This window comes from Pseudoalteromonas sp. SG41-1, assembly GCF_014164575.1.
Taxonomy (GTDB): Bacteria; Pseudomonadota; Gammaproteobacteria; order Enterobacterales; family Alteromonadaceae; genus Pseudoalteromonas; species Pseudoalteromonas rhizosphaerae.
Genome location: NZ_JACJFL010000033.1, coordinates 1 through 23,219, shown reverse-complemented (window position 1 = coordinate 23,219; position 23,219 = coordinate 1). Strand labels below are relative to the sequence as shown.

The window sequence follows — 23,219 nt, the reverse complement described above, 5'->3', positions numbered from 1 at the left end:
TATGATTTTTTAATTTGGATTAGTTAAAGAGTAAATCGAAATACAAGGTTATTGAGTTGCTCTGCTATCGCTATATACACATCAAGTACTGACTCTATATTTTTTATATTTGCGGCTAAGGTCGTAATACCAGCTGCTGAGTGTTGGATCTCAGAAACCAATGAACCTATTGTTTTGATGATTTTGTTTATTTTAGTCTGCCCTAATTGTGCTTTTATCCGCAACCTCAGTATTATCACTTGTAGAGTTTGCACTATGCGCAACTTCTTCAATGCCTGCTGTAGGTTAATTAACCGCTGTAGCTATCTACTCAAGCTGATCTCTTTATTTGGGTGCAACTTGACTTCTTTAACAGAATCACTGCTAAAGTAAGTTGCCTATCTATGATATTGTTATTGAAGAGAATGTTAGGAAAGTTCCCTCAATATAAAACGGTTGCATAGTGTGGTGTCTGATGTGCATGTTTATTAGTGAAAATTGAACCTATAAGCTTGATTTATATGTGCAAGGTTTGCGGGGAGCGCATACTTTGTTTAGTAAAGTATTTATAAGATAGTTACCCAACAATCTATAAATATTAATTTTTATGGTTTCTATATGACAATTAAAAACGAGGATGTTATAAGATGAAATTAGTTACGACTATATGTTTTACTTTGACGATGTTATCAGGCTGTATCGTTGTACCAACTAAGGACATGTCAGCAGTCAATAAATGTGAAATATCTTCTGACCGTAAGACATTGAAAATAATTAATGGCTTTGAGGATACCAATACCTACTATTCAATTAGTGGGATATTATTAGTCCCTATTACAGGCGTTGTATCTGGCGCCTATGTAGCAATAAATAATATATATCATCTTGGCGAAGAAAAAATTGTTTGTGGAGCTGCTAAAGAGAGCACATAGCAGAGGCTATAATGCCAAAAGCTTGTTTAAGTGAGCCTGTAACAGGCTCTTCTTAACCGGTAATGTAAAACTTAAACCACTTGAATAATTTGATCTTGACTCAAACGTGATTTTGGAAGCTTAGCATTATAGTCGGTTTGTGTTTCGTGATAACCAATGACAAGTGCGACTTCACAAATATAACCATCTAACTCATCCGCAAAAAGTTCACTAATTAGCTCGCTATCTACGCCTTCCATTGGTGTTGAATCAATACCTAAGCGCGCAACAGCATGCATAGTATTACCAAGTGCAAGATAGGTTTGTGTTTTGGTCCATGCGGCATTATTGCCAGATGCGTCAGTATTTAAGTCAACAAATGCGTATGCGCCAAAGGCTTGCTCACGATTTTCTGCTGGCGTACGGCCATTGGCGATATCAGTGTCAATCACTTTTGCATAATCTTCTCTGGTGTATTTCGGGTTGTAAGTAAACAAAATAATGTGTGATGCAGTTTTAATATGCGGCTGATTAAATTGAAACTTGTTAGCGAAAGTATCATGCATACGTTGTTTTGCTTGCTCAGACTCAATAACAATGAATTTCCATGGCTGCGAATTAATTGATGACGGAGATAAACGCATAGCTTGATAGATCACAGCTAAATCTTCTGCAGATACACGTTTAGTTGCATCATATTTTTTTGCTGTGTAACGCGCTTCTAAGTCGGTAATAATCGGGTGTGTCATAATTGGTTCCTGTAGCGAATAGCTTTATTTAATCAAAGCCGTTGAATGAGGCAGATGATAGCGCTTGCATTACTTTTGATAAACAGCATAATTATTGAATCATTATCAAATATATTTAGATAATATGCAGATTGACGATTTAAAACTTATTTTGAAAGTTGCTGAATTTAAAAGTATTACCCTTGCAGCGGCAAAACTTGATATGCGCACAGCAACCGCCAGTGCTGCTATCAAACGGGTAGAATCAACATTAGGTATAGACCTATTTGTGCGCACAACGCGTCATCTAAGGCTTTCTGCCGCAGGGGAGCGCTATATCCCACAGTGTGAGCAAGCAATAGCGATACTTGAGCAAGCTCGGCAGAACCTAAAAGGCGAACATGATGAGATTGAAGGTGAGTTAAGGGTTGCATTATCTTCTGATCTTGGCCGTAATTTAGTTATCCCTTGGATTGATGAAATTATGGATAGTTACCCGAAGGTGAGCCTGCGCACACATATTAGTGATAGTAACGTGGATTTCTACCGAGATTCGGTGGATATAGCACTGCGTTATGGCTCGCCAACTGATGCCAATGTTTACGGATTTAAAATTTGTAATATTCCACGTTTGTTATGCGCCACACCTGACTATATAAAACGCTATGGTGCGCCTATGCACCCAGATGATTTAGCACAGCATCAAGGGTTATTTTATCAGCTGCAAAATATTATCAATAATGTTTGGGAGTTCACCAATGGGCAAAAAAAATACAAAGTAAAAATGCAAGGCAAGCGCGCCTCTAATGATGGTGATTTAGTAAGGCGCTGGTGTGTTGCTGGCAAAGGGCTTGCCGTAAAATCGGCATTAGATATTGCTGATGATCTACTTAACGATAGGGTAGTTACAGTGATGAATAATTACCAGCATACTTGTGGTGAGCTGTGGTTAATTTGTCCAAGCCGTCAATCAATAACGCCTGCAGTGCGTTTATTACGTGATATATGCAGAGAAAAAACACGTACGATGATAAGCCAACTAATTGATAAAGGTATACTTGAACCTAGTGTTCTGGAAAATTAATTACCTAACACATTCTGCAATAAAATCAGTCAATTCAACATCAAAAGGGATTGACAGTTTTTTACAGAGTCATTTTTATTTATATTTTCTACGATTTCGTTTAAAGATAATTCCTTCAACGTTTTTTGATTCAAATAAAAAAGCCCGAACTGTATACAGCTCGGGCTAGTTGGTTGGGATATCAAATTTTATAAAGGTGAGCGGTTTATTATAGTATTCACTTTGCTATGAATTGATTCACCATCTACCAGCGCTTCTTTTCCACGCCATTTACGAATTAATCGTTTAGCATCTTCTAGTGCGACATATTGACATGGGATCAGGAACAGCGTGATCACCGTGGCAAATAACACACCAAAGGCCAGTGATACTGCCATTGGGATGACAATTTTAGCTTGTAAGCTGGTTTCCATAATGATTGGTAACACGCCAATAAAGGTAGTGATTGAGGTGAGCATAATCGCTCTAAAGCGACGTGCACCAGCTTGCATTACTGCGTCTTTTATTGCTACGCCATCAGCACGTGCTTTATTAACAAAGTCCACCATTACTAATGAATCGTTTACAACAACACCGGCTACAGCAATGATCCCGAAAATTGATAAGCCACTCATAGTCATGCCTAAAATCATATGGCCAAACATGGCACCAATAACCCCAAATGGGATCACTGACATAATAATCAATGGTTGTGAGTATGAGCGTAGTGGGATTGCCAATAACGCGAAGATAATCATCATTGAAAGAGCAAAATCACGCACTTGCTCAGCAACGCTATCCATTTCTTCTTGAATACGTCCAGCAACACTACTTTGTACACCTGGGTAGTTTTTCAGTAGTGCCGGTAAGTACTCATCACGTATTTCTTCAGCAATGGCAAAAGGTTCAACTTGGTCGGTATCAACTGCTGCCCATACGTTAACAGTACGCTTTGAGTTTTCGCGGCGAATACGGTTTACACCATCAACCAGTTTTACATCGGCAATTTCAGCCAAAGGTACTTCTGCGCCACTAGGTGTAATGATACGAGCACTGGCGATATCGCTGATCGAGTTACGTGCTTCTTCAGGGTAGCGGATCATTACTTTCACTTCTTCGCCGTCACGTAGAATACGCTGTGCTTCAAGGCCGTAGTAACTAAAGCTGACTTGTGAGGCAACATCGGCAAGGGTTAAACCCATGCTGTACGCCAGTGGTTTTAAGTCAAGCTGTACTTCATCTGTAGCGCTTTGCATTGAGTCATTTACATCACCCACACCTTCCATGGTGTTGAGTTTTTCTTTAAGTTTTGCTGCTACTTCTTTTAATTGTTTGGCATCCTTTCCTTCTAGGCGGAAGCTCACATCACCGTCGTCTCGACCACCATTCATAATACTGTCTTGAATGGTTAGTGTTTTCACGCCCGGTAAAGGAGGCATTTGTTCACGCCATAGTGCGCTCAATGCAAAGGTATCGATAGGGCGTAACTCAGGATCAATTAATACTGCCATGATACTGGCATTGGTACGTCCGCGTAAGCTAACTGAAAGATCGCGTACCATAGCTGTGCCATATTGCTCTTTAAGTTGTTTATCAACATTGATAATAACTTGCTCTATTTTCTGCGCAGTTTCTAGGGTTGCTTGTTCAGACGATGCTAAGTTCATTTCAACTGAAATACGTGGAAAGTCATGAGGAATTTTAGGGTTCGCTACAAACTTCACTAAACCACCGGCAAACATCCCAGCACTGACAATTAATACACAAATAAAACCAATAATTACGGTATAACGATAATGAATACAATGGCCAATAAATGGCGTGTAATAGTTATCAACAAACCGTTTTAAACCGCCATCCATCACTTTACGGAGGCGATGTAATGGGTTTTTCGGATTTGGTTCTCGGTGTTTCATTGCTGCTATGTGGGCTGGTAAAATAAGTTTTGATTCAATCAGAGAGAAAATCAAACACAGAATAATAACCCCGCCAATGGCTTTTGAAAACGCAGCACCAGGGCCACTTGCTAAAGTTTGCGGTAAAAAAGCGGCGATGGTAGTTAATACACCGAAGGTGGCAGGCATTGCGACGCGTTTAACACCACGTACTACGTTATCAAGAGAGTGGCCATGCTTTTCAATTTCAGCACTGGCTGATTCACCTACGACGATGGCGTCATCAACCACAATACCGAGCACTAATATAAAGGCAAATAGTGATGCTAAGTTGATGGTGACATCTAAAAAGCCCATCGGCATCATTAAAAATGCGCCAAGGAATGACACAGGTAAACCCATCATCACCCAAAATGCTAAGCGTAGGGGTAAAAATAGCGCAAGTACTATCATAACCAATAGACCACCCCACACCATATTGTCGATCATCATGTCTAATCGACCCTCTAGGTAGTAGGTTAAATCGACAATCGGCGTGAGTTTAACACCCGCTGGAAGTTGACCTGCTTTATCATTAAGGTACTGCTTAAGAACTTTTGCAACTTTGGTAATATCTTGATCTTTTGAGGCATTTACTTCAAACGACAAGGAATTTTTACCATTGTATTTAGAGTATTGTAAGCCTTCTGCAAAGCCATCGTTAATGGTTGCTACATCGCCTAAATACACTTGTGCACCATCAGGCAGTAATATCAATGGCAGTTTGGCAAATTCATCCCCTCGATAAGCTTGTTTTTCAACCCGCATCGAAATATAGCCGTTTTCAGAGCGAATCTGACCTGCAGACATATTGGCTGAAAAAGCACGCACTGCATTCGCAATGTCTCTAAAAGTTAAACCATACTCACGAAGTTTATCAGGGCTAACTTCAATACCAATTTCATAATCAAGGCCACCATTAAATTCAACTAAGTTAATTTGTGGCAGTGCTTGCAGTTCGTCTTTGATATTGTTGCCAAGTTCTTTGAGCTGATAATTGCTCATGTCACCGTATAAGGCGAGGATCATTACTTCTTGCTCAAACTTATCATGGCGCACAATAGGACGCTCCATGTCTGCAGGGAAGGTGTTGATTGCATCAACCTGCATTTTTACTTCATCGAGCACTTCTTTAGTATCATATTTTTCTTCAATTTCGATCCACGCTTGAGAATAACCGCGGTTTGAATAAGTAATCTTCCGTTTAATACCCTCTAGGCCTTCGAGAGCTTCTTCTACCTTGATGGTAATGCCTTCTTCTACTTCTTGTGGGGCAGCACCTGGGTAGACAGCTTGGACGCTGATCCAGTTATTTTCAAATTGTGGGAACATTTGTTTGCGAATAGAAAACGCGGTTAAAATACCACCCACTAAAATAAAAATCATTAATAGGTTTGCTGCAACAGGGTTGCGAGCAAACCAGGCAATTAAGCCTTTTTCGCTATGGATGGTCATGCTCTATTCCTCTTTCAGTGCAAGTTGAGTTGCAGCTGCAGGCTTATCAGAGTCATTTAGCTTTACTTGCATGCCTTCGGTTGGGAAATCTAAAGCCGAGGTGATCAATTGCTCACCATCATTTAAGCCTTGTGAAGCGATGACCATGCCATTTTGCTCTCTAATAATATTAAGAGGTTTGAACGAAAGAGTTAAATCATCATTCATTACCACTATTTTACCGTTTTTCACTAAGTGATGAGGAACGATAATCGCATTATCAAGCTCGCGGCCAGAAATGGTCGCATTGATATAAGAGCCAAAGCGCAGCGGTTGCTCACTGGCATAAGGTGTATTTACTTGCGCCACTAAATAGCTCATACGACTTTTTTGATCAATAACACCTTCGCTGCGGACAATTTTTGCCCGCCAAGTAGTTGGCTTACCAGCATAGTCTGCACTGAGTGTTACATTCGCGCCGATACCGCTATCGATTAGGTATTGTAATTCTTTATCTGCCACAGGAAGGCGAATTTCAGCCACTAAGGTTGAACTGAGAGCGCCAAATTGGCTTCCAGGATTAACTACGCTGCCTAAACTAATTGCACGTTCAGAAATAATCGCATCATAAGGCGCTTTTATGTATGTGCGCTCTAAATTACGTTTTGCGCGTTTTTCAGATGCCTGTGCTGCACGGTAACGCGCTAGTTTTTCGGCTAATTGTGGTTTGCGTAAATATAATTGAGATGGGATCATTTGATTTGAATCGTCTTTTATTCGATCCCACTCTGCCTGTGCTACATGAGCTTGCGCTCGCTCAATTTCTAGATCAGAGCTGGCTTGCGCCATGCCTGCTTGGGCTTCAATTAACGCAGCTTCATAATCATTTGGATCTATTCGTGCTAGAATATCGCCTTGTTTGACAAATCCACCTTGCACAAATTGCTCAGAGACAAATACCACTTGACCGCTTACTTGCGCAACCAGTGGGGTGTGATCTTTTGCTTTTACTACACCATACGATTTTACGTCTAGCGTAATTGCATCAAGGTGAACTGCGCTAACTGATACCAGAGGGCGTGTATCTTGTGCTGGCTTTTCTTCTGGCGGTTGTTTCATTGCTGAAAACGCAACCGCAAGACCTACACCGGCGACTAATACGGCAATAGGTAGAATTATTTGTTTTTTAGTAGCCACAGGGCTTTCCTCATAATTAGGTGACACAGCAATTATAATGAATAAAGTGTTTACAAGGCGTATTAAGATGTAACAAGTCATTACACAATTAACAAATTAGCGAAATAGATTACAAAAGGGGCAAAGATGAATACATCACCAATGACGTGTCGACTCGGGTGTGGGGCTTGTTGTATCGCACCAAGTATTAGCTCACCAATTCCGGGGATGCCTAATGGCAAAAAAGCAGGAGAGCGCTGTATTCAGTTAGATAACAACAATTTATGTAAGTTATTTGGTGATGAAAGACGGCCAAAAGTATGCAGTGATTTTAGTGCGACGATTGATGTGTGTGGAACAACGAATGCGCAAGCGCTGCAATTAATTACCGAGCTTGAACAAATGACATAAAAAAACCGCATCTTAAAAATGCGGTTTTTATACATATTTTTTATTTACCAGCTATAAGTTGCAGTTAGTGTGTATTGCTCACCGCGGCCAGGTGTGCCTGGAATTTCCTCAAACGATTCATCCCAAAGGTTATCTGCTGCTAAAGTAATAAAGAAGTTTTGCAGTATCGGTGGCGTTACTTTTAACGTCAGCTGAGTAAACAAGGCTTCATCATCAGAGCGTCGCAGCGCATTTTTATGCTGTTTACGCCATTCATTATCAATCCGAAACTCTAATATATCCGTCGGGCTCCATACAGCACCAAGAGTTAAACGGTGATCAGGGAAGTTTAAGGCATAAAAGCTTGCATCGACGTCTGGCGAGCCATAGGTTTCTGATTTATGGAGGTAGGTGTAACTGGCTATAATTTCAGTATTTTCAAATTGCTTAGTGGCTAAAAATTCAAGGCCAGCGGTATCAATATCAACTGGTTCGGCAAAACGCGCTGAGGTTGAATCAAAGCTAAATGTCCAGTCAGTTAAGTTATTATCTTGGCGGTAAAAAATAGCCGAATTAAGCTGCCAACTTTGTTGTTCTAGTAATAAACCCAGTTCTAAGTTTTTGGTGGTTTCACGCTCAAGGTTATAATTACTTCTAAACAATCCACCAGAGTCATTGCCACCAATAGCAGTATAACCTGCAACTTGACTGGCCTCAGCGTAGGATAAATAAAATGTCCGCTCAGTGGCGTTACTATTAATTGTATTGAATGTGATATCACCTATCAGCGATAATTGTGAGTCATCGCGGTTGGTATCATCGAAGGCTGCGCCTAAACGCACTGTTAGCTGCTGATTGTTCTCAAGAGCCACAGTGTATTCTGGCAATACACTGATTTTATAATAGTTACGCGAAGTAAAGTTATTCTCAAGCGTGGTTGATTCAATGGAATCTTCAATAAATTGTGCTGAGTAGTTTAGTGAGAACACATCGTTTTGAGCATGTCGCCCGGAGATGGCGAATGATTTAACTTCTGTTTCGTGAAAAGCTTCAAACGCGCTTGGGTTTTCACGAGAGTAAATATAATGGTCGTTATTTTTTCGATAATAAGCCGATACTTCAAACTCACTGTTTGTTGCATAACTTTGTTTATGGTTAAGCATTAACAGTTGCGTTTCTAAGTCTTCGGTTTCATTCACGCCAAATGGGGTATAGAGGTTCGGCCAGCCAAAAAATTTCTCTTGTGAGCCTAAAAATAAATCAGTTTGTGAATCTGCACTCGTTAATTGCACACGAGCAGTAGCGCGATTAAAATCATGATCGCCAAAATCAATTGAGCCATCGCTTTGTGAATGAGAATATTCACCTTCAAAACCTAGGCGCCAATCGGCGATTGTATCTAAAGGGATACTTTTACCAGCATGAACACTCTGTAAATTAAAGTCGTTAGTGCCGACTCCTACAGATACACTGCCACCAGTGGTAATTGGCTTCCAACCAAACGACACAGTACCTACTGAGCTATTTACACCGTAAAGTGCATTATCAGCACCGGTCAATACACTTGCGCCAGTGAGCATTTGCGGTGCAATAGGAATGTCTGCAAAATAATGGCCTGATTGCGGATCGAGTAAAGTTGCACTGCCGACTCTAAAACCGGTGTTTTCAAAGATACCGCCACGAATAGTAACATCAGCTTGTGCTTCTGCCATGTTACGCGATTGCAAATCAACACGAGGGTCATACTCTAAATTTGATATAGGTGAGTCAAAGGTACCTACTGGTAACGTATTTGCTGTAGGGGATGCCTCGATTGTTATTTGCTCAATGGTTGTCGATTCTTCAGAGTTATCTGCCGCATAAGCAACATTTGATATGCTGGCAAGTACTGCGGGTATAATAAGGTGCGAGGTACGGTTCATGTTGTTTTTCTCATATTCTTTATGTGCGATTGCGCTAAAAATTAAAGTCTTAACACTTTTTTATAGCGTGATAAAATAGCAAAATTAAACAGTCACGATTTTTGGCGCTATTGTACATTAATTCGAAAAAACTGCATTTGATAATCATTCTTAAAATGAAAGCATTACACTGTCTTTGCTTGTTAAATATATTAGGTCCCTCTATGAATGAAAAACAACCAGCTAACATTTATGCTCGCCAGCAAACTATTTATTTTGCGGGAGGGTGTTTGTGGGGCGTGCAAGAGTTTATGAAGCACTTACCCGGAGTAGTTATTACAGAAGCAGGGCGGGCTAATGGTACAAGTGATAATACACAAAGTGAGTACGATGGTTATGCAGAGTGTGTCAAAGTCATTTTTGATACTGATGCTGTCACGCCTAATAAACTAATTGATTATTTCTTTGAAATTATTGACCCATACAGTATTAATAAGCAAGGTGATGATGTGGGTGAAAAATACCGCACGGCTATTTATAGTGAAGAGCAAAGTCACTTAACGTTAGCAAGCGATTATATCAGCCAACGAGATGATGCCGAGAGAATAGCTGTACAGGTTAAACCGCTAACAAATTATGTCCCCAGTGATGCTGAGCACCAAGACCGACTAACTAATCATCCAGATGATTACTGCCATATACCGCTAGATTTACTGCATAAATATAAGGCGGATTAGCATTTACTAATTTAATAAACCTGCATAGTTTAACTTTCATAAAAAATGCTATGTATAATTAATTATAAGAAGGACTTATGAATCTAGTAGAAATGTTGAAAGATCATTCTAGTGTAGTTGGCCAAGGCCAAGCAAGAAAAAAAGTTTATGAGCTAGAAGCAAGATTAAATATTGATTTACCAAAAGATTTTTTTGATTATCTGGTAAACTTAAATTATGCAGAAATATTTGATGAGCCTATTTATGGGATTAACCCTGAGATAAAACGTTTAGATATTTACGAACAAAATAAGCACACTGAACATTTTAGATATGGGTTTCTTATGGTCTTTTCAAACGATATAGATGGTACTATTTATATTAGACCCGATACAAGCAATGTATACAATGCTAGCTTTACTAGTCCTATAGCCAATTCGTTCACAGAATTTGTGGCGAATGTGCTAAAAGAGGCATAAGACTTACAAAAAAGCTCACTAAATAGTGAGCTTTTTTGAATGCTAATTTAAAGTGTTATTTTAGTTTTTCTGGTGGAAAACCACTTAAAATTGTTGCAACGGCTTCTTGCACTGCTTTGTTACGCTCTTCAGGTGTTTGTTTCTTCTGAAGGCGACCTTCACGAGCACCACGCCAAACAAGCTGGTTAGAGGCACGGTCAACAACATCAATCACTAAAGTGCCCACATCATATTCATGGGTTGTTGTTTGCGTGTTATAACCCATGCCCCAGTAGTTCCAACGTGCACCGTAACCTACATTAAATGTATCAACGTCAACTTTAGTATCAACAGAGGCATGATAGTTAATTAATACATCTGCTGATGCTTCATCCGCAGGTGTCATACCGTTTGCTTGTAATTGTGCATTTACCGCTTCACGCACACGTTTTTCCATCAATGGACTGATTTGATAGTTACCAGCGTCAGCCAAGGTCGCTTGTGGAAACCAAGCAAATGTTTTGTAGTTACCAAAGTCCACAGATTTGTCGTAGTCAATATCAGGCGTTTTTGCACACGCTGCTAGTAGTAATACAGCAGCTGCAATTAGTATATTTTTCATGGAGTTTGCTCCTTGGCAAATTTAATTACTATTCGTTTGATAACATAACATAGAATTAATTCAAGGAAATGTTATTTTTTACCTGTAATTTGTGTACAAAGTAGATGTTGATCAGTCTAGTCGTCCTTGACTGAATGATGCATTAATTTACACAAACGTAGTAATTGTCTTATTCATGCTCTACTTCTATCCAATCCTTTTCATCTACCCAGTTCTGGGCGCCGTCTTTAACGGAGCGAATTGGCACAATATAATCACAGCTAATTTGTGGTTTCACCGAGGCAAATATTGGCACAAAGCCAAAGCTGAGTGCGGTTTCTATAATTGCTTTTTGATTTTGCGGATCGATATCGGCCGCTTCATCAATATAAATCGGGATGCGGTATAAGTTTTGCTCTTGGTCGCTTAATAAGTAGCGGATAAACAACATACCGCATAATAATTTTATGGTGATACGCGTACCGTTTGAGCCAGCCGAATCAATTTTTTCAAAATGCTCGGTTTCGCCTGCACGGTTTACTACTTCAAAGCGAATATCAAATAAGTCAGTAAGGGTTAAACCGGCTTTATCAGAGGCAAGTTTAATTAAGTGATCTTTTGCTTCGTTGACAGCACTTTCACTGTAGGGTTCTTGGCTGAGTAAATCCAGCGTATCACCTTGTTCAAACTGATTTGAGGTACTGATTATGGTATCAATACTATCAACCAACATTTTGCGTGGTATCACGTTAATTTTAAATGCTTGTAAGTTTGAAATACGATGCTGACTAATGCCTTTATTGAAGCTGTTCATTTCACGGCGCAGTCTGTCTAAATCTTCACGCAGTCCCTTAATCGTCGCGGCTACTTCTGTGAGTGCAACCCGGGCTTGGCGTTCAACCGCATCACGTTCGTTATCAATATTATGGAACGCGCCAATCAATTTCTGGTATTTACTAAACTCGTCATTTTCGTTATCAAATTTGGTAATACCGGCATTGTAAATATGCAAATAGGTATTACGAACGTTGATATCAAAATTACGCAGCTCTTGGCAATCTTTATTAAAGTGATGAACTAAGTCACTGAGATTATCAAAGTCAATTTGCACATCAATCATATACGGGGTGACTTTACCGCTATATAAATCCAGCGTGTGGTCAATTCGTTCAGATTTCACTTGGCGTAGGCGCTCGGCTTGGCGTGAAATTAAATCTTTTTTCGATTTAATAATCGAGCGTCGATCACTAATTGAACCGCTGTTATTTTGAATATCTTGTAAGTAGCTATCAACTTGCTCGCGTTCAGCCAATAATTGCTCTTTTAAGAGTGTTTGTGCATCAATAGATTGCAGCATAACCTGGAATTGTTCAAAGCGTTTAAGTGCGCTTTCTGCTGCCATGAGTTCATCGTATAAGGCATCTTTTTCTTTTTGTTTGTCGGCCACATTGGCGGCCACATCACGCTGTTGCTTAAATTCATTGAGTGACTGTTCTAGGGCGCTGAGTTGCGCAGTAAGTTGCTCTTTATTTTCACCGCTTTGCATCTGCACCGGTGAGAGTTTTTTCAGCTTGATGGTCGCGCCTGGCAGGGTAAGCACGCCGCCTTTCACGTTATCTGATAATTGCTCTAAAAATGCACCAAAGGCATCTTCATCAGTGATATCTATATCACCATTACTGGTGGTGGCAAATGACAGAATGTCAGGGTTTAGAATACGCGAGATCTCTTCAACTTCTTTAAGTGATAAATCCTCGCGCATACGGGTAAATAAATTAAACTCAAGATTTTTAAGCTGTAGCTTTAAGCTTTTGATCTGCTTTTGTGTTTCACTAATACGGTAATCAAGAGTATGCAGGCTTTGCCCTTGTGCACTGTTGATAGAATGCGATAGTGACTCGTAATCTTGCTTTAATTGACCAAGGCTTACTTTTAAGGTTGCCATGTTAACCAATTCAAATTCAGATTTTAGAGCACCAAAGTCTAAAAACCATTGCTCTATTTGTGTTTGCCTGCGTTCAATATCGCGCGATTGTTGTACATAAAGTTGTTGTTTTTGTTCAAACTCGTGCTTTTCGTGTTCAATGTCTTCAAGGGCAACATTAAGCTCGCTCAATTGCGCCTCTTGGTAGCTATCAAAATCGATTAATGCTTGGTCAATTTTGGGGGCGTATGCGGCTAATTTACCTTTGAGTACGGTTTGGTTTTCAAGCATTGATTCAAGGGCGCAGATAGGCTCTTGCATCGACTCGAGTGCTTTTAGCTCACGTTTTGCGCGGTTTACTTTATCAAAGGAGCGACGCCATACTTCATAAAAATCGACCTTTGAGTTTGACATGTGGCGTTCAAATACGCGTAACATAAAGCGCTTTACGTCGGCAGCGCCTAATTTATGCAGGTTCAAAATACGGCGGAAAATTTCTTTATAAATTGCCGAATCTTGCACGTTGTTAAGCGGGATCATCTTTAAGTTAATGTCGCCATCAAATGGCGTGGCACCACCCGTTAATAGTGCGTTGAGCTCTTGCGCTTTAAGCTCAATAGGGTTAAAGCCTTGCTCTTTTAAATGATTAAACAGTTTAGTGAACTTAATGATGGTTTTACCTTGAGTATACTGCTCAAGATCAAGCTTGCCTTGGTAACAAAAAAACTGATGTGCGTAACCGGCAATTTTACCAAGCCCAGCTACACCAATCACCACCGGGCCATGGGGTAGGTCGGCTTCGAGTAAAATATAGGATTGATCTGACGAAAAATAAAATTTACGGGTTTCGTCTAAATCATGACCGTCCCATTCTGTTAGGCGTAAATCATTAATAAGCGGAAATTGCAGAGCATTGATCACCGAGCTTTTACCGGTGTTATTTGGTGCACAAATTGAGCTGCTTTTATCAAGCGGGATCACACATTTGGCATAACCGGCGGTGTTTAATAATGCCAGCTTACTGAGGCCGTATAGGTTTTTCATTATTCGTCCTCTCCAATATAGGTTTCTTCGTTTACTTCCATTAAGGCATCAATATAACGATAGATAGGTGCTTGCAGCATAAAGCCGCCTTCTACTTCACGGGCAAGGCCAAGTCGAATCATGCGTAAGTACACGTCTTTACGTAGGTCTGATCCTGAAAAAATTTCGAGTTGATCAAATAAGTGCTTGTTCATTTGCACTAAAGTTTGCATCAGTTCTAAATCATTCACTTCATCAAATAAGGCACGCATTGGGTCTTTACCTGAGTTTGCATAGTGCTCAATTAAGATATAAATGGTTAAGGCAATCGCGCGGGAAATTTTCCCCATATTGGGTGTACTTTCATCACTGGCAAAGTAATAAAAACCACGGCTGTCATGTTGTAAATCGTGGCCAAGGGCGCTGAATAATGCGCGGTAATGATCAATTTGTTGATCAAGCTCTTGCCACATTACGGTGTCTTGTTCGCTAATGTGATAGCCGGTGACTAATTTTTTATTAATTGCTTGTAGATGACTAAGTTCATCTAAATTTATCTGTGTCATAACGGTTACTCATCCACTGTTGGTGTTTGCTGAGGGTCAACAGGCTTAGAATTAAAAGGGAAAAGAGAAAAATGTTGCCCGGCAATTTTCACGCGCATTTTCTCATCACTTTGATTGATTTCAATATCGGTGTCACTTACCAGCTTTTGATATAAAAACAGCATTTCGTCGGCTTCAAGGTCGGGGTAGCTTTGCTCTAAAAAGGTCAATAATGGTTGTGGCTTTTTACGTTTAGCATTGAAGCGTTTTTTAAAGTTTGCTTTAACATTATTGTAATCTGGAATATTGGGCGTAACAAAAGCAGGTACATCTTGTTGATCAGGAAGTTCGTATTCACTGTGTTCAAACTCAACAAGTGCAGCCATATAAGCGACCATATGGCGCTGTTGCCCCAATGAGAATCGCTGCGTGTCAGAGACAAAATGTGGTTGTACGGCGCTGAGCATATTATCAACGCCATTTTTACGTACTAAACCAAGTACTTTAGCTGCTTGACGAGTGATCATATTATTACGGCGCAACTCTTCACGCAGTGGCATTAGCATATCGGCACTTTTACGCAGGCTTTCGCGACCAACTAAATGCATTTCTAAAATTCGGGTACGTAATCGTTCAAGCATGCGTTTATCTTGATAAGCTTTACCGCTGCGTTCAATATATTCGATTTGCGTGCTGATTTGTGTTTCGATGGTATTAAAACAAGCATGAAAATCGCCACGAATATCAACCATTTCAAGCATTGGTTCAATGTATTCATCAAACGCTTCAATCACCGCTTGATAACGCTTTTGTAATGATTGCACCGCATTATTAGCTTTTGCTTGTTCTACAATATTTAAAATGGCATTTTCGTTGTGGGCAAATAGTTTCATTATTTTACGCACCCGATCATCCATAATGCGGCTAAAACGGCGCATCTCGTCGTAGTCTTCAATACTACCGGCATTGTCTAAACGGTTACCCAAACGGGCTAAATCTTCAACCAGCACGCTAATTTCTTGCGCCAAGCCTAAATGTTCTTCCTGCAATAAAAAAGTGGCAAAATCTGCAATTGCACGGTTAATTTCAAGTTGTGACGATTTAGCCAAGGGAATAATAATATCTTGGTTTAAAAGGCGGTTGGTTTCTTTGTAAATGCGCTCATTTGACCACGTAGGTTGTTTTTGTTTGATCGCATTTTGCACGTCTTTTAGGCTGAAATCAGCCATTTTAAAACGTTTAAATAGCAGCTCTAACATTCCCCAGTGCTCTGTTAGGGTATTTAGCAACTTTTTAGCTGGGATCATAAAACTCCAAAAATCCTAATTTATCTTGTAAAGCCGGCTTGTTAGGCCTCAGCGATTAGTCGTAGAAAAGCAAATTGACAATAGTTTTACACATTCTTTGGTGCTAGACTGCGCGCCGTGTCGTCCTGCGGCTCATAACATACAATTTTTACATTTTTATAAAGGTTGTTCAAACACCATGGTAACTGCAATTATCCTAACCCTGATAACGCTAGCATTCGTGCTCATCGTTATAGAGGATATTATCCATGTAAACAAGGCCAAAACCACGCTTTTCTTTGGTACTTTATGCTGGATTATCTTATTTATCTCGCCGCTTCACGGGCAAAGCCCCGAAAACGTACAACATCAACTTGACCACAATATTTTAGAGATTGCCACACTCTGGTTGTTTTTAATGGCTGCAATGACCTTTGTAGCCTATTTGAACTCTAAAGGTTTTATCCAAAATATTGTGCATAAGATAATGCCCAGTGCTATCAGCGAACGCAAACTGATGTTTTTGATTGGCGGGTTCTCCTTCTTATTTTCGTCGATTTCAGACAATATCACAGCCACATTAATTTCCCTTGCGGTGGTTATGTCGTTAAAACTCGATCCGAAAAAGCTAATTAAATACGCTACGCTTATCATCTTTAGTGTGAACTCGGGCGGAGTGTCGTTAATTACCGGTGATGTTACTACCTTGATGATTTTCCTTGATGACAAAGTTACCATTGGTCACTTGCTATTGTTGGTTGTGCCTGCGTTATTTAGCGTGGCGCTATTGGCCATTATGCTGTCATTTGGGCTCAACGGCCAAGTTGAGTTTACCAAACAAGAGGACCGTCGCATTGAGAAAACAGATATCACTATTGCAGTGATTTTCTTATCAACGATTGTCGGGACATTAACGTTAAGCGTGCTTTATCATGTGCCGCCTTTGTTAACTTTCTTATTTGGTTTGTCGTTGATGTTTTTAGTAGCGCAATTTTTAATGCGCAAAAAAGATGTGAATAAAAAAATCATCGATTATATTCGCGAAATAGAATACGACACCTTGCTGTTCTTCGTTGGCGTATTATTACTTGTAGGCGCCCTGAAAGAAGTCGGTATGCTCAGTAAGTTCACTCACCTTTACGAGTTAATGCCAGCACAATACGCTAATTATTTAATGGGTATATTATCAGCTGCGGTTGACAACGTACCACTAACGGCTGCGTTACTTAAAGCTGAAATAGTGATGAGTCCACAACAATGGTTGTCGTTTACGTATGCAACTGGGGTGGGGGGGTCCATGCTTATTATTGGCTCGGCTGCCGGTATTATCGCTATGAGTAAAGTAAAAGCACTTACCTTTATGAGTTATTTACGTATGTCGGTGTATTTATTAATCGCTTATACAATTGGTTATATGGGATCGTATTTAGCAGGTAGCTTTATTTAATTGCTTTTATTATTTAAAACAACTTGACAGCTAGACGTCTAAACGATAACTTTCAAAGCCCGCTTAATAGCGGGTTTTGTTATTTAATTACTAATAATTTACGTAATTAATCTAACATTCAGAAGAGGTGCGGTACTTAGGTACTTAATGTTAGGCGACGTATGCCTGTAATCATTAAGGAGGGAAGTACTCGCCGAGGAAAGCAACTGGACGTCACAGTGGTTTTTCGGTTTATGGGGCTGAATCCTCAAAACTGTCACCAATTAGGTGGAGAGCTTCTGGCAGTGGACTTTTCTTATCGAGCACCCCCTTGCCAAGTTCTTCTTGTTTTATCGTGGTATGAATGCCACAAAAGGAGACGACATGAATACCCAATTAGCTGCAACTAACTTGCAACAGTCAGCACAAAATCAAAAATCAGACTACGTAGTCGCAAAGTTCGGTGGCACCAGTGTGGCTAACTTTGAAGCGATGAGCCGTTGCAGTGAAATTATTGTAGCCGATAACAACGTACGAGTAGTGGCCGTAAGTGCCAGCGCAGGAGTGACTAATCACCTTGTGACCTTATGTAAAAAAGATTTATCAGCAGATGAGCGCAATGAGAACATTGCTGGCGTTATTGCTATTCAAGAAGCTATTTTAAATGAGCTGTCATTGGATGCTGATTTAGCTCATGGCTTTGATGAAACCATTAAAGCTTTTAAGTCACTTGCCAGTGAGCCACTAAAATCAAAGCAACAACATGATGAGTTATTGAGCTTTGGTGAGCGTTTATCATCCTATTTATTTACTCAGGTACTGCGTTTAAATGGCTTAAATGCGGTGCGTTTTGATGTGCGACAGGTATTAAAAACCGACAGCCAGTTTTCTAAAGCAACCCCAGATGTAGCTGCAACAGCAATGGCCGCAAAAGAGCATTTAATTCCGTTATTAGCTGAACAGGTTATTGTAACTCAAGGCTTTATAGGCAGTGACGCGCATGGTCAAACTACCACACTTGGTCGTGGTGGTTCAGATTACAGTGCGGCATTACTGGCCGAAGCTATAAACGCTAAAAGCGTGCACATTTGGACTGATGTCGTGGGCATTTTTAGCACCGATCCGCGCTTATGTGCTAAGGCTACGCCGATTGCGCGTTTAAGTTTTGATGAAGCGGCCGAAATGGCTACCTTTGGGGCGAAAGTATTACATCCGGCAACTATCTTACCTGCGAGCCGCAGCCATATTAGTGTGTTTGTTGGTTCTAGCCGTGAGCCTGAACGTGGTGGTACCTGGATCGAACGTGAGAAATCACAAATCCCCGGAATTCGTGCTGTCACGCAGCGTAAAAATCAAATATTGTTAACCTTAAAAAGCCCCGAAATGCTTTTGGCTAGTGGTTTTTTAGCCCACGTGTTTACAATTTTAAGTGAGTTTAATATCTCGGTTGATTTGGTAACTACCTCAGAGATAAGTGTTGCAATTACTTTAGATAATGCGCCAAATGCCTCGCGTCCTGAGCTTGATCAAGAATGCCTTGATAAGTTAGCGGAGTTTTGCCACGTGTCGGTTGAGAACAATTTAACCTTAGTGGCATTAATTGGTTCACAAATTCAATTACGTCAGCAAGAAATTAACTTAATGAATGTATTAAGCGATTTTAATATTCGCTTAATTTGTCATGGCGCAAGTAAACATAACCTGTGCTTTTTAGTGGAGCAGAGCGAGTCAGACTTTGTTGTGCAAGCGATCCACAGCCGTTTATTAGAAGTTCAAAACGCCGCGTAATTGGGCGGTAGAATTTACCACAGAGCACTGCCAGACAGTGCTCTTGTCACTTACCACACTAATATCAAACTCATGATATTGACAACTCAGCGCTGTTAAATTTGCTCGCTCAAGTTCAGTAAATACATTGGGGCTGAGTAATTTTGCAATTGGTTGGCTGGTGGCTTTGGCAAGTGCTTCTTTTAAGGTCCATATTCTAAAAAATCGTTCTGCGCTTTGCTGATCTTGCGTTATTAAATTTACCTCATCAAGATGATAAAAATGCTTAGCGAGCTTTGCAAATGGGCGCTTCAGGTTTATTTTTTCAATATCAAAACCAAATTCAATTCGTTCTACATTTAATGCAGCACCGACAAAACCATTAGAGTGGGATAAACAACTACGCAATACAGTGTCACTGTCAGTTATATGTAGCAGTAATTTACTGCTTTGCTGGTCAAATTCAGAGCTAATATGGTTATTTGCTAGATCACGAAATTGTGGCATCGTTTGTTTTACCAAATACTTAAGCAGTAGCCGAGTGGCTAAATATTCTTGCTTGGCTTTGTAACTTTTTCTACGGGTGATCACCGTCAGTTCAAATGGGCTTAATAGTGCGTTTAAATCGAATTCATCAACATTTAACTGCTGGGCATCAAATAATAAAATAGTATTCGCATTGAATGGCTGCACGCTGTGTTTGGTGATAACGAGTTGCTGTTGAAAAAATAATGCAGGCATAAAATCCACAATTAAAGTGATAAAAGAACAAACATGTTTATATTTTGTGCGGTTGTGCGCTGGTTAATTAAGCCAAGGCAAATTTATTACTCTGTGAGAGTTAAATATGGTTTAATTCACAATAATGAAAAATAATAACAGATTTGTAGATGTATGGCACAATTGCGTGATGGTTTTCAAAGCCGCCTTGGCTTTGTTTTAGCAGCTTCTGGCGCTGCAGTTGGATTAGGTAATATTTGGGGATTTCCCACGCAAGCGGCAAATCATGGCGGCGGCGCGTTTTTACTAGTCTATTTTATAGTTATCTTTTTTTTAGCCTTGCCAGCTTTATACACTGAGTTGTACTTAGGTCATAAAGCGCAAGCTAATCCGGTTAAAGCACTTAGACAAGCATGGCAAGAGCAAGCACCGCAAGTAGGCGCTGCTGCTGGTTATTTAGGTTTAGCCGGTGCGATTGTGATGCTGAGCTTTTACTCAATTGTTGCAGGTTGGATGCTTGCTTATGCCCTTGAACCCATTGCTAGCTTTTTTGGATTTACCACCGTCAGTGCGTTTTTACACACGGATTCGATGGCGCGTAATTTTGTATTTACACCACTGATGCTGATCCTCACTGCGAGTATTATTCTCAAAGGTGTTAAATCTGGCATAGAAACATGGTCGCGACGGTTAATGCCGATGCTATTGGTGTTACTCGTTGTGCTAATTGCTTATATAGCCACGCTTGATGGCGCAAGTGAAGGCTTTGCTGCGTATTTAGTGCCAGACTTTAGCCAAATACTCGACCCAGGTTTAATTATTGCGGCAATGGGGCAGGCGTTCTTTTCACTGTCACTGGGTGTCGGTTGTATGATGATTTATGGCTCGTACTTGCAGCCTGATGCTAATTTGCCGCGGTTAACCGCGTCGGTAGCGTTACTTGATACAGGGGTTGCCTTTTTAGCGGGTTTATTAATTATTCCTGCAATTTACGTGGCGCAGCACAATGGCGTGCAAGTATTTAGTGATGGAAAATTAGTGGGAGAAGGGCAACTAATTTTCGCAATTCTACCGCAGTTATTTAATACTATGGGCGAAATTGGCTTATTGGTTGGTTTACTGTTTTTTGTACTTATGTCGATTGCATCACTCACATCGACTATTTCATCAACTGAAATTCCAGTGGCTTTTTTAGTTGAAAACCATCAAGTAGAGCGTAAAAAAGCGACGTTTTTAGTGAGCTTAACGGTTTTAGCCGCGTCATCGTTGATTATTTTCAATTTTGATTGGCTATTTGGTTTAGTGATCATGGTACTGACTCAGTATCAATTACCGCTTATGGGCTTATTTTACTTTATCACTGTAGGGTGGTTGTGGCGCCGTGGTAATCAATTAAATGAGGCTGCAAGTGGCATGCGTTATTGGTTTGCTCAGTACATACGTTATGTGTGTCCGATACTGATGACCGCCGTGTTCGCTAATGTCGCGTTTGGTTGATAATTTAGCTGTCAGTTTTTTAGTTTTAATTGTTAATACATAGTGTTATACCAATCGTTTTAAGTTACTGACCATTTAGCTCGCTAGAATGGTTAAATATTTAAGTCGATTGGTATTATATCCAAGGAGGAATTATGAACATAGATGTTAAAGTCCCTACGCTTCCAGACTCAATACACACAGCAGATATCGCTAAACTTTATGTTAGTGAAGGCCAACTCGTTTATGCCGGTGATGTGTTATTTGATGTTGAAACTGAAAAGGTTGTTTTAGAAATAATGGCCGACTGCAGTGGCATTATTGAGAATATAACGATTGCAAATGGCGACCATGTTAATCCTGAACAGGTTGTAATGACTTTGCAGCAGCTTGCAGACAGCGAACTGCCAGCACGACCAACAGTAGACCAAACCCATGACAGTAAACTGTCAGTAAGCGGCTCAGCAGAAGAAGACGCTATTGCTTCTGCATTATTTAGTAAACTAAATACTATCTGCTGGGTAATTGGTTTTATTATCGGTGTGGCTGCAGGTGTTTTAGGAACCCTCATTGTGCTGGGTAAATAGCTAAAATGACCAATTATGTAAACCATCCAAGATATGGCAGCGAGCCAATCCTCTCTGGTAATAGTTATACAAAGCAAGAAATCGATAATGCCTTTTGGTGGTATAAAAGTGTTCGCTACTTTCCTGAGACGGCAATCCCCGCAGTTATCGAAAAACAATGTGACAGTTTATATCCAAGGCAACTCTATGTTGATATAGAAGAGCAATGTGTCGATTGTCATAGAGCGTTTATATTTTTTGCTAAAGAGCAGCAATATTGGTTTGAAGAATTAAAGTTTTGGATTGATGCACATGCGATCAAGTGCTTTGAATGCAGAAAGAAAAGCCGTGCAATAAACCAGTTGCAAATTATCTATGCAAACTTAATCATTAAAGAGCATATAACGCTTGAGGAAACTCAATTGCTCAAGTCCAGCGCGCAGCAACTTTTTGAGTCAGGAGTGATCAAAAAGATTAATAAAATAAATGCTATCCGTAAAATGTAAGTAGACGTATTTAAGGGACCTATGTGATTACGTCTTAACTTGATTTGTCAGAACCGATAAATAGGACTCAATCAAGTCTGGCTGTCACAGATGTGCCAAAATCAGACTTTCAGGCGTAACTCGTTTCTGCCCCAAAGTGAGTTAACGTAATTATTCTATAGATCACCTTTGAGCTATCAGACACAGTGATTCACCTAATGATATTGGCTCTACCCCATAATCTGATATTCCACTAACTTTTATGTTGGTGATGATATAAATTACTGTATTAATATACAGTTTTGTTGGTGTGCTCCCAGATTCAAGAAAATGAGCGACGAGCGCATTTTCTTTTTCTGAATACTTTTAGGGTCAATAAAAATATTAAAGTTGGCAATGCATTACGTTATTTGTTAAAAATAGATTCATTAATACATACGCGTAACTTCGGCACAAAGATGCGCGTAAAAAGATTAAGGGAAAAAATAATGCATTTAACACCGTCAGATCCAGACATAGCTACTTTATACAGAAAAATTAGGCAAGGACGTCTTGATCTGCAGCCAAACTTTCAAAGGGGAGAGGTTTCCCCCTGTGTCAGGATAGTTGTCGCCTCTAACTTTTAATAGAGGCAGATAAAATGAGACGTCGATTTACTCAAGAATTTAAAGTTCAAGCTGTTGAAAAAGCATTATCTCAATGTGATGATG

The 23,219-nt window shown here is 40.0% G+C and carries 20 protein-coding genes and 1 riboswitch; of the genes, 10 read left to right on the top strand and 10 right to left on the bottom strand.

All coding sequences use genetic code 11. The features are described from left to right. Positions 1-23 precede the first annotated feature (23 nt). Positions 24-254 carry a hypothetical protein gene (locus H5203_RS15970; protein ID WP_182731963.1) on the bottom strand — a complete coding sequence of 77 codons (231 nt, stop codon included), beginning with the start codon at positions 252-254 and terminating at the stop codon, positions 24-26. Between the two features lie 372 nt (positions 255-626). Here H5203_RS15970 and H5203_RS15965 point away from each other — a divergent pair, with 372 nt between their 5' ends. Continuing rightward, positions 627-911: a hypothetical protein gene (locus tag H5203_RS15965; protein ID WP_145242251.1), complete on the top strand. Its 285-nt coding sequence runs from the start codon at positions 627-629 to the stop codon at positions 909-911. Between the two features lie 71 nt (positions 912-982). On the opposite strand, the gene H5203_RS15960 is transcribed toward H5203_RS15965, so the two are convergent. Then, positions 983-1,639, bottom strand: a complete 657-nt coding sequence (locus H5203_RS15960) for a nitroreductase family protein (RefSeq protein ID WP_182819963.1) — start codon at positions 1,637-1,639, stop codon at positions 983-985. A 124-nt stretch (positions 1,640-1,763) separates the two neighbouring features. On the opposite strand from H5203_RS15960, the gene H5203_RS15955 reads away from it, so the two are divergent. Beyond that, complete coding sequence (locus H5203_RS15955) at positions 1,764-2,702, top strand: LysR family transcriptional regulator (protein WP_182819971.1); 939 nt, start codon at positions 1,764-1,766, stop codon at positions 2,700-2,702. Positions 2,703-2,890: 188 nt separating this feature from the next. Here the strand turns inward: H5203_RS15955 and H5203_RS15950 are convergent, their stop codons facing one another. Further along, positions 2,891-6,070 (bottom strand): efflux RND transporter permease subunit, encoded by a 3,180-nt coding sequence (locus tag H5203_RS15950; RefSeq protein WP_182819962.1) that lies wholly within the window; start codon positions 6,068-6,070, stop codon positions 2,891-2,893. 3 nt (positions 6,071-6,073) lie between these two features. Further along, the gene (locus tag H5203_RS15945; RefSeq protein WP_182819961.1) at positions 6,074-7,246 is read right to left on the bottom strand and encodes an efflux RND transporter periplasmic adaptor subunit; all 1,173 of its coding nucleotides are present in this window, start codon (positions 7,244-7,246) and stop codon (positions 6,074-6,076) included. A gap of 126 nt (positions 7,247-7,372) precedes the next feature. Here H5203_RS15945 and H5203_RS15940 point away from each other — a divergent pair, with 126 nt between their 5' ends. Beyond that, positions 7,373-7,636, top strand: coding sequence for a YkgJ family cysteine cluster protein (locus H5203_RS15940; RefSeq protein ID WP_149982705.1), 264 nt, complete (start codon positions 7,373-7,375; stop codon positions 7,634-7,636). Between the two features lie 44 nt (positions 7,637-7,680). On the opposite strand, the gene H5203_RS15935 is transcribed toward H5203_RS15940, so the two are convergent. Beyond that, positions 7,681-9,537 (bottom strand): TonB-dependent siderophore receptor, encoded by a 1,857-nt coding sequence (locus H5203_RS15935; RefSeq protein WP_182819960.1) that lies wholly within the window; start codon positions 9,535-9,537, stop codon positions 7,681-7,683. A 203-nt stretch (positions 9,538-9,740) separates the two neighbouring features. Between H5203_RS15935 and H5203_RS15930 the strand changes: the two genes are divergently transcribed. Then, positions 9,741-10,253, top strand: a complete 513-nt coding sequence (locus H5203_RS15930) for a peptide-methionine (S)-S-oxide reductase (RefSeq protein ID WP_182819959.1) — start codon at positions 9,741-9,743, stop codon at positions 10,251-10,253. Between the two features lie 77 nt (positions 10,254-10,330). After that, on the top strand, positions 10,331-10,711 hold the full coding sequence (locus H5203_RS15925) for an SMI1/KNR4 family protein (RefSeq protein ID WP_182785016.1): 381 nt from the start codon (positions 10,331-10,333) through the stop codon (positions 10,709-10,711). A gap of 55 nt (positions 10,712-10,766) precedes the next feature. Here H5203_RS15925 and H5203_RS15920 read toward each other — a convergent pair whose 3' ends face one another. The 4 genes from H5203_RS15920 to H5203_RS15905 form a co-directional block, all read right to left on the bottom strand. Next, positions 10,767-11,312 (bottom strand): DUF4136 domain-containing protein, encoded by a 546-nt coding sequence (locus tag H5203_RS15920; RefSeq protein ID WP_145242267.1) that lies wholly within the window; start codon positions 11,310-11,312, stop codon positions 10,767-10,769. A gap of 169 nt (positions 11,313-11,481) precedes the next feature. Continuing rightward, positions 11,482-14,259: an ATPase gene (locus H5203_RS15915; RefSeq protein WP_182719133.1), complete on the bottom strand. Its 2,778-nt coding sequence runs from the start codon at positions 14,257-14,259 to the stop codon at positions 11,482-11,484. Further along, positions 14,259-14,804 (bottom strand): condensin complex protein MksE, encoded by a 546-nt coding sequence (locus tag H5203_RS15910; protein ID WP_149982697.1) that lies wholly within the window; start codon positions 14,802-14,804, stop codon positions 14,259-14,261. Before H5203_RS15910 ends, H5203_RS15915 begins: the two co-directional genes overlap by 1 nt. 5 nt (positions 14,805-14,809) lie before the next feature. Next, complete coding sequence (locus H5203_RS15905) at positions 14,810-16,090, bottom strand: hypothetical protein (RefSeq protein ID WP_182734337.1); 1,281 nt, start codon at positions 16,088-16,090, stop codon at positions 14,810-14,812. Between the two features lie 178 nt (positions 16,091-16,268). Between H5203_RS15905 and nhaD the strand changes: the two genes are divergently transcribed. Continuing rightward, a complete protein-coding gene (gene nhaD / locus H5203_RS15900) occupies positions 16,269-17,516 on the top strand; it encodes a sodium:proton antiporter NhaD (protein WP_145242276.1) in 1,248 nt (415 codons plus the stop codon). Positions 17,517-17,630: 114 nt separating this feature from the next. Further along, a riboswitch (Lysine riboswitch) is annotated at positions 17,631-17,802 on the top strand. Positions 17,803-17,879: 77 nt separating this feature from the next. Next, the gene (gene lysC, locus H5203_RS15895) at positions 17,880-19,283 is read left to right on the top strand and encodes a lysine-sensitive aspartokinase 3 (protein WP_149982695.1); all 1,404 of its coding nucleotides are present in this window, start codon (positions 17,880-17,882) and stop codon (positions 19,281-19,283) included. On the opposite strand, the gene H5203_RS15890 is transcribed toward lysC, so the two are convergent. Next, positions 19,260-20,003: a 4'-phosphopantetheinyl transferase superfamily protein gene (locus tag H5203_RS15890; protein ID WP_182740677.1), complete on the bottom strand. Its 744-nt coding sequence runs from the start codon at positions 20,001-20,003 to the stop codon at positions 19,260-19,262. The genes lysC and H5203_RS15890 overlap by 24 nt on opposite strands. Before the next feature lie 153 nt (positions 20,004-20,156). On the opposite strand from H5203_RS15890, the gene H5203_RS15885 reads away from it, so the two are divergent. The 3 genes from H5203_RS15885 (at position 20,157) to H5203_RS15875 (ending at position 22,530) form a co-directional block, all read left to right on the top strand. Further along, positions 20,157-21,479, top strand: a complete 1,323-nt coding sequence (locus H5203_RS15885) for a sodium-dependent transporter (RefSeq protein WP_145242282.1) — start codon at positions 20,157-20,159, stop codon at positions 21,477-21,479. A 134-nt stretch (positions 21,480-21,613) separates the two neighbouring features. Continuing rightward, positions 21,614-22,045 (top strand): biotin/lipoyl-containing protein, encoded by a 432-nt coding sequence (locus H5203_RS15880; protein ID WP_182758643.1) that lies wholly within the window; start codon positions 21,614-21,616, stop codon positions 22,043-22,045. Positions 22,046-22,050: 5 nt separating this feature from the next. Next, positions 22,051-22,530, top strand: a complete 480-nt coding sequence (locus tag H5203_RS15875) for a zinc-ribbon domain containing protein (protein WP_182819958.1) — start codon at positions 22,051-22,053, stop codon at positions 22,528-22,530. The last annotated feature ends 689 nt before the right edge of the window (positions 22,531-23,219 follow it).